General features: G+C 29.6%; 12 protein-coding genes. 1 reads left to right on the top strand and 11 read right to left on the bottom strand.

The genetic code is table 11. The features are described from left to right. Positions 1 to 122: 122 nt before the first annotated feature. The 4 genes from C1I91_RS04295 to C1I91_RS04285 form a co-directional block, all read right to left on the bottom strand. Positions 123 to 686, bottom strand: a complete 564-nt coding sequence (locus C1I91_RS04295; RefSeq protein ID WP_128211450.1) for a 5-formyltetrahydrofolate cyclo-ligase — start codon at positions 684 to 686, stop codon at positions 123 to 125. Between the two features lie 281 nt (positions 687 to 967). Beyond that, positions 968 to 1,129: a hypothetical protein gene (locus C1I91_RS28000; RefSeq protein ID WP_164880432.1), complete on the bottom strand. Its 162-nt coding sequence runs from the start codon at positions 1,127 to 1,129 to the stop codon at positions 968 to 970. 608 nt (positions 1,130 to 1,737) lie between these two features. Continuing rightward, a complete protein-coding gene (locus C1I91_RS04290) occupies positions 1,738 to 2,466 on the bottom strand; it encodes a hypothetical protein (RefSeq protein WP_128211449.1) in 729 nt (242 codons plus the stop codon). Between the two features lie 14 nt (positions 2,467 to 2,480). Further along, positions 2,481 to 3,779 (bottom strand): putative bifunctional diguanylate cyclase/phosphodiesterase, encoded by a 1,299-nt coding sequence (locus tag C1I91_RS04285; protein ID WP_128211447.1) that lies wholly within the window; start codon positions 3,777 to 3,779, stop codon positions 2,481 to 2,483. A 141-nt stretch (positions 3,780 to 3,920) separates the two neighbouring features. Between C1I91_RS04285 and C1I91_RS04280 the strand changes: the two genes are divergently transcribed. Beyond that, positions 3,921 to 4,472 carry a tyrosine-type recombinase/integrase gene (locus C1I91_RS04280; RefSeq protein WP_238476022.1) on the top strand — a complete coding sequence of 184 codons (552 nt, stop codon included), beginning with the start codon at positions 3,921 to 3,923 and terminating at the stop codon, positions 4,470 to 4,472. Positions 4,473 to 4,517: 45 nt separating this feature from the next. Here the strand turns inward: C1I91_RS04280 and C1I91_RS04275 are convergent, their stop codons facing one another. The 7 genes from C1I91_RS04275 to C1I91_RS04245 form a co-directional block, all read right to left on the bottom strand. Further along, positions 4,518 to 5,741, bottom strand: a complete 1,224-nt coding sequence (locus C1I91_RS04275) for an HD-GYP domain-containing protein (RefSeq protein WP_128211443.1) — start codon at positions 5,739 to 5,741, stop codon at positions 4,518 to 4,520. A 320-nt stretch (positions 5,742 to 6,061) separates the two neighbouring features. Then, positions 6,062 to 6,739: a ribose 5-phosphate isomerase A gene (gene rpiA, locus C1I91_RS04270; protein WP_128211441.1), complete on the bottom strand. Its 678-nt coding sequence runs from the start codon at positions 6,737 to 6,739 to the stop codon at positions 6,062 to 6,064. Between the two features lie 41 nt (positions 6,740 to 6,780). Next, complete coding sequence (locus C1I91_RS04265) at positions 6,781 to 7,524, bottom strand: DeoR/GlpR family DNA-binding transcription regulator (protein ID WP_128211438.1); 744 nt, start codon at positions 7,522 to 7,524, stop codon at positions 6,781 to 6,783. A gap of 314 nt (positions 7,525 to 7,838) precedes the next feature. Continuing rightward, positions 7,839 to 9,983, bottom strand: coding sequence for a sodium-translocating pyrophosphatase (locus tag C1I91_RS04260; RefSeq protein ID WP_420808448.1), 2,145 nt, complete (start codon positions 9,981 to 9,983; stop codon positions 7,839 to 7,841). A 696-nt stretch (positions 9,984 to 10,679) separates the two neighbouring features. After that, positions 10,680 to 11,288: a GNAT family N-acetyltransferase gene (locus C1I91_RS04255; RefSeq protein WP_128211434.1), complete on the bottom strand. Its 609-nt coding sequence runs from the start codon at positions 11,286 to 11,288 to the stop codon at positions 10,680 to 10,682. Positions 11,289 to 11,543: 255 nt separating this feature from the next. Beyond that, positions 11,544 to 12,065, bottom strand: coding sequence for a GNAT family N-acetyltransferase (locus tag C1I91_RS04250; protein WP_128211432.1), 522 nt, complete (start codon positions 12,063 to 12,065; stop codon positions 11,544 to 11,546). 173 nt (positions 12,066 to 12,238) lie between these two features. Continuing rightward, entirely contained in the window at positions 12,239 to 12,994 is a 756-nt protein-coding gene (locus tag C1I91_RS04245) for an AAA family ATPase (protein WP_128211430.1), read from the bottom strand. Positions 12,995 to 13,230 lie beyond the last annotated feature (236 nt).

The raw sequence follows: 13,230 nt of genomic DNA, 5'->3' as shown, positions 1-13,230 counted from the left end.
TTTGCCCCCTTTTAAATATATTATTAATTACTAATTTAAACCTATATAACAAAAGGTTAAATTTAGTAACTTTACTAATATTATAATATATAAAAATAATTTTTAATAATAAATTTTTTTATTTAAATTATTATTAACTCCTTTTCAGATATTAGAAAATTAATTTTTTCATCATGGACTTCAGTTGGTATAAAATCTAAAATTTGAAAGTCATAAGCAAGGGCAACCTTAACTATATCCTTATTTTCTTTAAAAAACTTATCATAATAACCAGCCCCGTACCCTAATCTATCTCCATTTCTAGAAAAGGCTAATCCTGGAGTTACTGCTAGATCTATTTTATCAACCTGATTTTCAATATGGCTAAATTCAGGTTCCAAGATACCAAATGGAGGAACTTTTATCAGTTCATTGATAGAATTTATTTGAACAGGTATCATAGTCTTTGAAACCCTATCTACTTTAGGAACAAATACCTTTTTACCTAAAGCAAGAGATAGATTTATTATTTCATGAGTATATATTTCGTCCTCCATAGATACATAAATAAACAAGTTCTTTGCTTTTTTATATTCAGTCATATTTAATAGTCTATGTTTAATTGCATTATCTGAGCTTAGTTTAACATCTTTATCCAAAAGTCTTCTTTTATTCTTTATTAAATTTCTACAATCCTTTTTATTCATATTTGTCTCCAATCAATATAGATATTATATAGGGATCCAACTTCAACTATTAATTTATACATGCTATAAAATCCCCAGAAGCCGCGATTTTGTAAAAAGTATAAATTAAGTTTTCATAAAGGTTCCCTATAGGTATCCAACTTTAACTATTAATTTATGCAGGTTCTATAATCCCCAGAAGGGCCGATTATCGAAAATGTGTAAATTAAGTTTTCGTAAATGATACATATATATAAATATATTAAATATATATATTCTATATTGCAATATGATTAAAAACTTTATCCACTATGCTTTTTAGTAACCACAATATCTTTATGCGGAGTATTTATTTCTAAGTAAATCTTATCTTCTTCATCAATGCTATATGTAATATTATGAATACTATCACCATAATATTTCTGTCGATATTTTTTACTGAAAAAATATTTAAAAAGCCCCATTTTTACTCTCTCCATTCTATTAGGAATATTATGGATTTATTTTGCATTAAATTACTAATTTTTATACACTATTTTAAAAATTAGTATTAAGGAGAATTATGGTAGGCTAATAAGATTTCTTTTTTATTGTTTAGTATAAATAGGTTTTCTAAAGCCTTGATATTGATAGCTTTAGATAATACTTATTTATATAATTAGTCTATACAATAAAAAAAAGGTGATAGATTGCTCTATCACACATGAAAGGGAAAAGTAAGGTTTTATATATGTTTTATTATGATTATTAAGAAATAGCACATTTAACTTCTTACAAATCGCTATTATAACTTTAGATAGAGATCTGTAAAATTACTTTTTTAAATACTAAAATCTAATTTATTGATATTTTTTAATCTGTCATAAAGTTTCAAATAATAATTTATTATTGATACTACTTTATGATAAAGAAAAAATAAAGGCACTTTTACTTTGTAGTAAAAGCGCCTTTGCTTTATATCTATATAATAACCACTTTATCAATATTTGTCAATACTTTTTTTCACTTTATTAAGTTTTTCATCTAAATATTAATCACTTGTTATTATAACCTCTCTTATACTACATTAATATCAATTTGCATTTATAATATTAACAACTTCTTTATCATCATTTAAAGTAAAGTCATTCTTAAATGAGTTAATATATTTACTATTCTGTTTTAACAAACTATTAATATCATCTAGAATATCTATTATACACCCATCTAAAGCCTTTAAATATCCAATTATATCAAAATCACTTATTTCATCCATAGCTTCTATAATAGTTCTTTCATTCCTAATGTAGTTATTTATATAGTTATTAAAATAATATGCTTTTTTAGATATCTCTATGTATTTATCATTTACAAGTTTAATAAAATCATTAAGTTGATCATATAATTTCTTATTTCTTACATGATAAAAGCTTTTCCTATTCAACTTAGTCATTTTAAAATCCATAATATTATAATATGTATCTTTATTGTTATTTTTCTTTGCTTCATTTATTTTGCAACAAGCTTTATTTATCTGAAATATTATACTATAAATATCTTTTGATATATTACACTGCAAAATAGTTTCTACTATTATTGAGCTTTTTGAATGATTTTCTATATGATACTCTTTATAACTACTCAAGCAATCATCTAGATTATTTATTTTTTCTATTAACTGCTTAGATGTTTTTTGGACATTATCGCAATAACCATATAGCAAGTCTACTTTTTTAGCTAAAAGCTTATCATAATTTGCGGATTTACTATTTTTATTTATATCTTCTATAATACTTTTTATAAGTTCATTTATTATTTTCATTGCCACCCCCCTCTCTACTTATAGGAATTAAACATACTTTCAAAAGTAGTCTTATTCACAGGAGGGCTAAATAAAAAACCTTGCACGTTATAAGACCCAGCTTTTCTTATGAATTTTAGTTGTTCATAATTCTCCACACCTTCGATTATAACTTTCTTATCAAACTGATTTATAAATTTAAAGAACTTATCTACACTTTTTCGTTTTTCTTCACTATACCCTATAGATTTTATAAAGGACTTGTCTAGCTTTACTATATCAAAAGGGATCTCAATAAAACTTAATACGGAAGAATATCCTATTCCAAAATCATCTAATACAACTGATACACCTAATTCTTTTACTTTATTAACTATATTTATAGCCTTTTCATGAGGCTCCATTAATATCCTTTCAGTTATCTCTATATGCAAATATTTGGTATCTAACTGCGTCTCATCTAGTATGCTGGTTAAATTAAATATAAAATTCTCATCATAAAACTGCTTCTGAGAAATATTTACGGATAGAGCAATTGGCTTATGACCGCTTTCTTGCCATAATTTATTCTGCTTACAAGCTTCTCTTAATATCCAGTAGTCAAACTCATTACTTAAATTACTATTCTCTAAAACATGTATAAACTGGTTAGGCATAAGTAATCCATTAGTTTCATGCTCCCATCTTACTAATACTTCCGCAGAATCAATACTGTCATTTCTTATATTTACTTGAGGTTGAAAATATAATTTAAACTTGTTCATGTAAAAAGCCTTCCTTAAATCAATCTCTAAGGATTTTCTTAAAAGCATTTCATCATATTGCTTTTTATTAAAAACACAATAACAATTTCCACCTCTAAGCTTAGCCTCTTCTAAAGCACTTTCACAATATCTCAATATTTGATTGTTATCTATAAGTTTATCCGCATTTGGCACAGCTCCTATACTAACTGTAATGTAGGTTTGTTTACTATCTATAAATAGTGGCTCCCTAAGCTTATTAATTAATCTTGTTAATACAAAGCTAAACTCATCTTCAGATGAATTCTCGCAGCTTATATATATAAATCTATCTCCACAAAATCTAAAAATCATATCATAACTGGAAGCTATATTTTTTATTATGCTCATAACTCTATTTAATAGTAAATCACCAAAATCATATCCATAAACCATATTTATAGATTTAAAATCATCGATATTAATAATTGCAACCCCTACATTTCTATAATTTCTAATATAATCTTCCAGTATCATATTTATTTCTTTAAAAGAGTAACTTAAATTATAAAAGTTAAGCTTAAAAATCTCTTTTTCTTTACTAATATTCAACTATTTCACTCCTTAATTGACTTCTAGTCAATAATAATTTATGTTACTATTACAAAATATTTATTTTGTATAACTTATTTCATAAGGAGGGTTCTAGTGAGAAACCAAAGCTCGAAAATCAAGTATTTTACTCAAAATGAAATGAAACGTATTTTTCTTGCAATTGAAAATTCACATAGTAAACATTCGTTAAGGGATCTTGTAATATTTAGAGTTGCATATCGTTGTGGATTAAGGGCATCTGAAATAGGCCTCATAAAAAAAGAGGATTATAATTCTGATAAAGGTGAAATATACTGCCAAAGGTTAAAGGGAAGTAAGAATAATACTATTAGGCTTGATGTAATATCTAAAGAAATATTGGACAAGTATATTGATCAGGAACATATACTTCTAGACTCAGAATTTATATTTAGAAGTCAAGAAATGAAACCAATTTCTAGACAAACCTTAGATTACTTAATAAAGAAATATTGTGCTATAGCTAACATAGAAGATAAGAGCAAACATCATTTTCATTCACTAAAGCATACTACTGCAGTTCATCTTGCAGAATCAGACATGGATATAAAAGAGCTTCAGTGGTGGTTAGGGCACAAGGTTGTATCAAATACAGAGATTTACTTTCAATTTACAACAAGACAACAAGAAAGAATGTATAGTAAGTTAAACGAAAAAAGTGAAATGGTATAAAAATAAAACTCTCACTAGCTTGTGAGAGTTTTGTTTTCTTAATTTTTAAATAAAATCTAAATTATTAAAAACATAATCAATATCCTTACATATGTTTTTATCTATAAGACCATTCTTACACATATCATTCAATATGGCCATAGCCTCTGAATGAGCCAGCGGTTCTCTATATGGCCTTTTTTCAGTAAGAGCCTGATATATGTCAAGACATCCCATTAATCTAGAATTGAAATCTAATTGTTCACTTTTCTTACCAAATGGATATCCACTTCCATCAAGTTTTTCATGATGATTAGATGCCCACTCTGTGATATCATTAAAGCCACTTATTTGCTCTAAAGCAACTCGTGTATAATATGTATGCTCTTTTATCAATGCAAATTCTTCTTCATTAAGTTTACCTGGATTATCTAGTATATTATTAGAAATGGCTAATTTGCCTAAGTCATGTAAATCAGCTGCTATCATTAGTTTAAATTTTTCTTCTTCGGTATAGTTGTAGTATTTAGCCATAACCTCAACTTTTTCTGATAATTCTTTAGAATGCCTTTGAGTATACTCTGACTTGGAATCTATTATCTTGGACAGTACTTGAGTAATAGTTCTTATTTCTTTAAAAGAAAGCTCCTTTGAGCATTTAGGTTCTATGTTTTTTAGAGCTGCCGATATAAAATTATCTTTAACATCAATCCAAAAACTAGTATGCATAGCTACTCTTTCAAACCCTCTAACTAATTCTGGTGAAAAAATTATTTTCTCATTATTTTTTACAAACTCATATATTTTTTTTCTCATGAGAAAATCATTATTTACTAAATCGAAATTAATTTCAATTTGATCTGCCATAGAAATTATCTGTGCCATTATTGGTATTTCATCACCCTTAAGATTAAAATAGCCTGTCCCATCATATTTCTCATGATGATATTTTATTATATTAGTTACATCCGTAATAAATGGATAAATCCTTATATTTCTTTCTCCAATAGTACAGTGAGCTATTGTACTTTCAGCAATTTTAATACTATAATTGTTTTCCTTGTCTAATTCATAAACTAGTTCTTTTGCTACAGCCCCATTATCGTGCAGAATACCAAGTGCTACTATATCGTGAAGCTCTTCAAATGTAAGCCCCATGGCCTCACCAATTCTCAATGATATGTATGCAGTTCTTTTTCCATGATTTGAACTGACACCAGAAATATCCATCTCAATAAAGTCTAATGCAAATGAAACAGCTTCTAAAAATTCATTCATATAAAATAGCATTTATATTTACCCCTCTATGTGAATAATTATACATCAGGTATATTAATATTATTTTATCACTTGTATCTTTTTTTGCACTGTATATATTTCCCTCATACTCCAACTCTATCATGCTACTCTGCAAAAATTTGCTGAGGCTACTTTCTTTAGTGAATTCAAAACAGCTACTAACCTTATTTTATTTAGTAGCTGCTTTATCTTGATAAAAATCTTTATTCAATTTAATATCTTCTATTAATCCTTAAGTTAAGCTCATTAAAGCATCTAATTATTAACCTGTTAATTTCAACAAGACGTTTAAGCAGTGGTTAATGCTTTAATTATTTTTTTATAGTATCAATTCCATCTTCACTTGCTACTATAACCTTAGTAACCTTGTCAACAAATAAAGAAGTTCCAATTACACCAAAGATAGAATTAAGCTTTTTATCTAGTTGTGCTATATCCTCCACATTTTCGAAGAAAGCATCTATTATAATATTCCCATCATCACTTATTAAAAAACCATCTTTATTACCAGATACTCTCACAATAGGATTTGCCTTGATCTCTTTTAAAACTCTCTCCACATACCCCAATGCTTCTAGTAGAACCTCAATTGCCACCGGATGCTTGAATTCAAGCTTCTCAACTACCTTATCTTTGTCTACAAGAAGAATATACTCTTTCGCCATAGATGCTATAAGCTTCTCCCTAGTATGTATAGCCCCACCACTCTTAAGAGCATTCAAACCTCTATCTACCTGATCACATCCATCAAAAGCCACATCTACTCTATCAATTGAATAAGTTGGTAGAACCTCAAGCCCATGCTTTATGCATAGAAGCTTAGTTTTTATTGATGGGGTTACTATTTTCACCTTAAGCTCAGGTTTTTCACTTAGCATTTCTATTAAGTAGGCTATACTCCTACCGCCTCCAAGACCTACTATATTTCCACACGAAATTAACTTTAAAGCTTCTTGTGCAGAAAGCTTTTTTAAATCTTCTGTATTCATAAAATTTTCCTCACTTTAATTAAGTATTTATTGTAGTTATTCTATACTATGATAGTTTTTATATTATTTTTTTCTAAAATAATAGTTTTGCTCTCATCTATACCATTATTAGTTATAACAATGCTTACTTTTGATAAATCTACTACAGAAGTCATGCCCACATTATTGAATTTTGATGCTTCTGCCAAAATTATAATATTTTCAGCTCTAAAGCACATTTCCTTAGCTACTTCAGCCCTCAAGAAATCTCCACAGGTAAATCCTAACTTTTCTGAAAATCCATCCATTCCAATAAAAGCCTTATTTACGGCCAACATACTTAAGCATAACTTGGTTAAAGGCCCCACCATAGTTTCGGCTTCTTCTTGTAATTCTCCTCCTAATAAAGTAACCTTTACGTTTCTATTACTTTTCAGAGTATTAGCAATATAAAGTGAGTTTGTTATAATGTGAACTCTATCTTTATTTGATAGTTCTTTAGCTAGTAAAGCATTAGTAGATCCAGCTTCAATAAGTACCGTTTCTCCTTCCTTTACTAGCTTAGCAGCTTGCTTGGCTATCTTAAGCTTCTCTTCATATTTAAACATAATCCTTTTCTCTATAGAATCAGATGACATTTGCACTGCACCGCCATGAGTTCTTTTAAGCAAGCCTTCATTTTCTAGAGAAGATAAATCTTTTCTTATGGTTACCTCAGAAACATTTAATTGTACAGAAAGTTCTTTTACACTAACTGCAGGACTTTTAGAAAGGATTTCGAATATCTTCATCTGCCTTTCATTCAAAATAAAATCACCTTCTATCTTAAAAGTAATATTGCACTATATTTTCAATATATCATCACTTTTGAATGAAATCAATTAAGTTTCATTTGAAATATCATTGAATCATATTAATAATAACCTCATAAAATAGCTATTGCTAGAATAATATACATTTAGACTCTGTTAAAGTACTTTGTTGAACATAGCCTAAATTTAAAATTCCACTTTCTTAAATATATCAAATCTCTTATATGAAAATAAAATAACTATCAAAGACTTAAAAAAGGAAGCAGTTATAACAAACTACTGCTTCCATTGTTAAAAATTATCTTACCCTAACTAAATAGAGCTACAAACACTAATGTTATTGTACTTATAAGCTTAATTAATACATGTAAAGATGGTCCTGCTGTATCCTTAAATGGATCTCCAACAGTATCTCCTACAACACCAGCTTTGTGAGCCTCTGAATTCTTTCCTCCTAAGTTGCCAAGTTCTATGAACTTCTTAGCATTGTCCCAAGCTCCACCACTATTATTCAAGAATAGTGCCATTACTACTCCTGCAATGGTACTTATCATCAAGAACCCTGCAGCAGCTTCTTTACCTAAAAGAACTCCAACTAGTATAGGTGTTATAATTACTATAAGCCCTGGTACTATCATTTCTTTCAAAGCACCCTTAGTTACTATATCAACACAGCTAGCATAGTCAGGCTTTGCCTTTCCCTCCATTATGCCAGGTATTTCTTTAAATTGTCTTCTTACTTCTATTATTATATACTGAGCTGCTCTTCCGACAGCTCTTATAGCTGTTGAGCTAAATAGATAAACCAACATAATCCCTACAAAACCAGCGATAAACACTTCAGGTTTTCCAATATCTACACTAAACCAAGAGTCTAGAGGTTTGCCTAATATTTTCTTTACTTCATCTAGATAAGCAGAGAACAATAGGAAAGAAGCAAGAGCTGCTGATCCAACTGCATATCCCTTTGTAAGAGCCTTTGTAGTGTTTCCACAAGCATCAAGTCTATCAGTTATAGTTCTAACCTTTTCAGGTGCACCAGACATTTCTGCTATTCCACCAGCATTATCAGTTATTGGTCCAAAGGTATCCATAGCTAGTACAAAAGCACAAGTAGAAAGCATTCCCATTGTAGCTATTGCAGTACCATAAAGACCTGAATTAGCTATTCCACCAAGGGCAGATTCACCTAGTTTATAGGATATAAATATAGCTAGAGAGATAAGTATTACTGGTAAAGCTGTAGATTCCATACCTATAGAAACTCCAGTAATTATATTAGTAGCTGGTCCAGTTTCACAAGATTTTGCTATTTCTTTTACAGGTCTATGATCGCAGGAAGTATAGTAATTAGTTATTATTACGAAAGCAAATCCTAGTACTATTCCTGTTACTGCACATCCGTAAAGTAACCAGTAATTTATATCATTGCCATTTGGAAGTTTTCCTCCTAGCATGTACTTAACATTAAACAATAGAAGTATTAATGCTATAATTGTGGTGATTCCATAGCCTTTATTTAGCTCATTCATTGGGTCTTTACTTTCATCCTTAACGTTTACAAAGAAAACACCTATAATTGATGCTATAATTCCTAAAGCTCTAGCAACCAGTGGAAATAATATTCCCTTTACTCCAAATACAGGGTACAATGCTACTCCAAGTATCATAGCACCTATATTTTCAGCAGCTGTTGATTCAAATAAATCAGCACCTCTTCCTGCACAGTCTCCAACGTTATCTCCAACTAAATCAGCTATTACTGCAGGGTTTCTTGGGTCATCTTCTGGAATACCAGCTTCCACTTTACCAACTAAGTCTGCTCCAACATCAGCTGCTTTTGTATAAATTCCGCCACCTAACTGTGCAAAGAGCGCAACTAGAGAGGCACCAAATCCAAAACCTACTATAAGTGATGGTGCTTCTTTTATTAGAGAATCATTTCCTGAGGCTCCTCCAAATATTAAAAATAATGTTGATACTCCTAAAAGTGATAAAGATGTGACTGCAAGACCTGTTATAGTACCACCTCTAAATGCTATTTGAAGAGCTTTATTTAAGCCTTTTCTAGCGCCTTCAGCAGTTCTTACATTACAATTTACTGTCATATACATTCCAATATATCCAGATATGGCTGAACAAAATGCTCCAGTTATAAATGCTACTCCAGTATGCCAAGCTATACTAACCGCATCTACACCTTCTTTAGATCTGTTAGCAAAATAATCTGCTCCAGTAATTATCACAAGTACAACTACAGCTATAATAGTTATAGTCTTATACTGTCTTTTTAAGAAAGCCATAGCTCCTTCTTTTATAGCCCCTGAGATTTCTTGCATCTTTTTATTTCCTTTATCCTGCTTAAATATGTATTTTGCAAGATAAAATATTACCAAAGCTGAAATCAAAACAACCCCATAAATTATGCAAAAATATGCTGTCACAAATAACATCTCCCTCTTAATTGTATTATTTAACCTATGATAGCGTAAAATATCATTACACTCATCAAAGTAAGTGTAACTTATCATATGTTCATAATAATAAACATAATTTCATATGTTCATATAATAAATACATTGATTTAAGAGATTTTTATTGAACTTATGTGACCTTTAATACATATATAATGTGGTTAATAGTTAAAAATATCAATAAAAACGTTTAAATGATATTCTTATGTTATCAGCCTCCTTGATAAAAAATTATTACTTTATCCTTTACTAATGAAAGTGGATAAACTTTAATCTACTTTCACATTATAAATCTTCTTACTTATTTTGGCAATTTTCAAAAAATTCTAATTTCATTTGATTTAGTCAAAAAAAGTCCTTCTAGACCTCTATACACAATAAAATATGCTTTTATTGTGTATATGGTTCATTTTTGTTTAGTTTTTAATTTGCTTTTATATGAAATAAAGATGTACCACTTCAATGCCAAATCTATTTTCAAATCTCCTCTGATTCCTGAGAAAATATTTGAAAATATAAAATTTATTATGAAGTGGTACATCTTTTATAGGTTTCCTAACTCAACTATTAATTTATACGTGCCCGAAAATCCCCAGAAGCCGCGATTTTATAATAAGTATAAATTTAGTTTTCATAAAGTTTCCTATAAACAGACTTATGCTAATTCTTTTAATCTTAGGATTCCCTTTGAATACTAAGTTGATATCTTATATCTTTATCATCAAATTCTCCATAGCTATCTGTAGGCTTATCACTTGATACTTTAAAGCCTAAGCTCTGGTGTAATTTTATAGATTCTGAATTTAAATTATATATATTCGAAATTACAATGCAATCATCTCTAAAATTATGCTTTATATAACTAATACCTTCTTTTATAACTTTCTTGCTTATGCCTAGCCTTCTAAAGCTTGGATGAGTCTCTACTGCTTCTACAAGCCACTGCCATTCCGTGAATTTATTTTTTATAAACCTAGCAGCACTTAGCTTCTTATCATCACTCATAGCTACAACAGCGAATTTTTCTTCATGATCATTTTTTATAAAAAACTCTGACCAAAAATTATTGTAGCCTTGCCTAGACTTCTCTAGCTGCTCATTATATTCTTCCTTAGTGTAATTATGTTTTCCTTTTTGCTTAAGCTCATACTTAGCTATTCCATCGAGACTTTCTTCGTATATAGATGTAAATTCACTTAGCTCTTCTTTAGTAAGTAAATTATAATCCTCGCAGGTATAAACCTTTATTTTCAACCTATTTATAATATCATTTTTACCTATCATAAAATCCAACCTACCATGCTGTAACGCTGATTTTTCCAATAAATTCTTAACTTCTTATATTCTTTTATTCTTAAATTCTTAACTTTTTATATTGTTAAGTTGTTTTCTTTTTGGTTATGTTCAATACTATTTTTAAGTCCAATATCATGCATAAGATACTATATGTGACAGATATTATAATCAAAATATAAGATCATTAACCACCTAATTGCATTATGTTACTGCACCATAATGCTATCTTATAATTATTTTCGCTTACTTTCTAAATGCCGCCATAACTATCTCATCATAATATTTTCCATCTTTAAACAGCTCTTTTTTAAGAACTCCTTCTACTACAAAACCACACTTTTCATAACTTTTTTTAGCTCTTGTATTAAAAGAAAAGACGCTTAGTTTTACCTTGTTTATATTCATATTGTTAAATATGAAATCCAAAAGCACCTTCATAGCATCAGTTCCATAACCCTTTCCCCAATAATTTTTATCTCCAATCATTATACCAACAGTAGCTGTACGAGCTAACCAATTGACCTTCTGAATACCACAGCCACCTATATACTTTTTAGTTTCAATATCTTCTATGGCAAAATTATACTCTCCAGTACTTGTAGCTTTTTGCGACTTTATCCATTCCTCTTCCTCCCATGGAGTAGAAGGGAATGGTATATCTGTAACTAGAAGCTTCTTTAACTCTCTATCGTTTATCATCTCTACAGCTACAGGTATATCTTCTTGCTTATAAGCTCTTAAACATATTTTTTCCCCATAATACATAATATATCTCCCCTTATCATATAGACTCTGTTAAAGTAAACTGTTGAAATTAAGCGTTCAGTCATTCGATGCTTAGATGAGCTCCCGCAAATAATTAACATAATTTTCCGCTACAATTCTTCACAAATAATTAAATGCCTTTATGCCCATAAATCATTCTATTTTATAGAGTATTAGCAATCATTTTCTTCTATAAGTATCTTAAGCATTTTCTCCGGATTCGTTAAAAAGGCTTTAGTTATGCTATAATGTTCGGTTTCTTTGTAATTTACCGACTTAATTCCGTCTTTTATTTCATAGATCAATGAATTAGGATAAGCCATTAAGATAGGTGAATGAGTAGCTATTATAAACTGTGAGTTTTGTTCTAATAGTTGATGCATTCTAGCTATCATAGAAAGCTGCCTTGCTGGAGAAAGTGCAGCTTCAGGCTCGTCTAATATATAAATTCCATTTCCTCCAAAGCGATTCATAAATACGGAAAAGAAAGATTCCCCATGTGATTGCTTGTGTAAGGACTTACCTCCGTAAGAATTAAAAAGTCCTGGTACTTCCCTGTTCAGTTCCTCAATATTGGTAGCAAGATTGTAAAAGCTCTCTGCTCTTAGAAAGAAGCCATCTTTGGGTTTCTTTATTCCTTTTACAAGTTTGATATTCTCATATAGCTCTGAGTGAGTATCATTTGTGGAAAAATTAAAGTTTATTGTACCACCTTCTGGATTAAAACCATAGGCTGTAGCAATAGCCTCTAATATAGTAGACTTACCTGAACCATTTTCTCCAACAAAGAATGTAACTTTGGGATGAAAACTTAATCTCCCCATACCTTTTATCGCTTCTAAGCAATATGGATATTCATAAAAGCTTTCAATTCTATCTCGTTTTAGCTCAATGCTTCGCAAATATTGATTAAGCTCAGACGTATTCATGATTTTTCTCCAGTGAGTATATAGACTATTTAAAAGCTTACATCTAAATGCCAAATTTATTTTATAAGAGGTATAAATCAAATTACGACATATTAACGTTTTATAGGGCTCCAACTTTAACTATTAAGCTAAACATGGCTAATTATCCCCAGAAGCCGAGATAATCTAATCGCCAGAAGCCTGTATCATCAACCGTGTATAAATTAAGTTTTAGTAAATGATACCTATACTTACTC

Origin of the sequence: Clostridium manihotivorum (assembly GCF_004015185.1) — a bacterium.
In the GTDB taxonomy this organism is placed as follows: domain Bacteria; phylum Bacillota; class Clostridia; order Clostridiales; family Clostridiaceae; genus Clostridium_AR; species Clostridium_AR manihotivorum.
The sequence above is the reverse complement of the archived record's forward strand: the minus strand, read 5'-3'. Positions and strand labels throughout refer to the sequence as shown.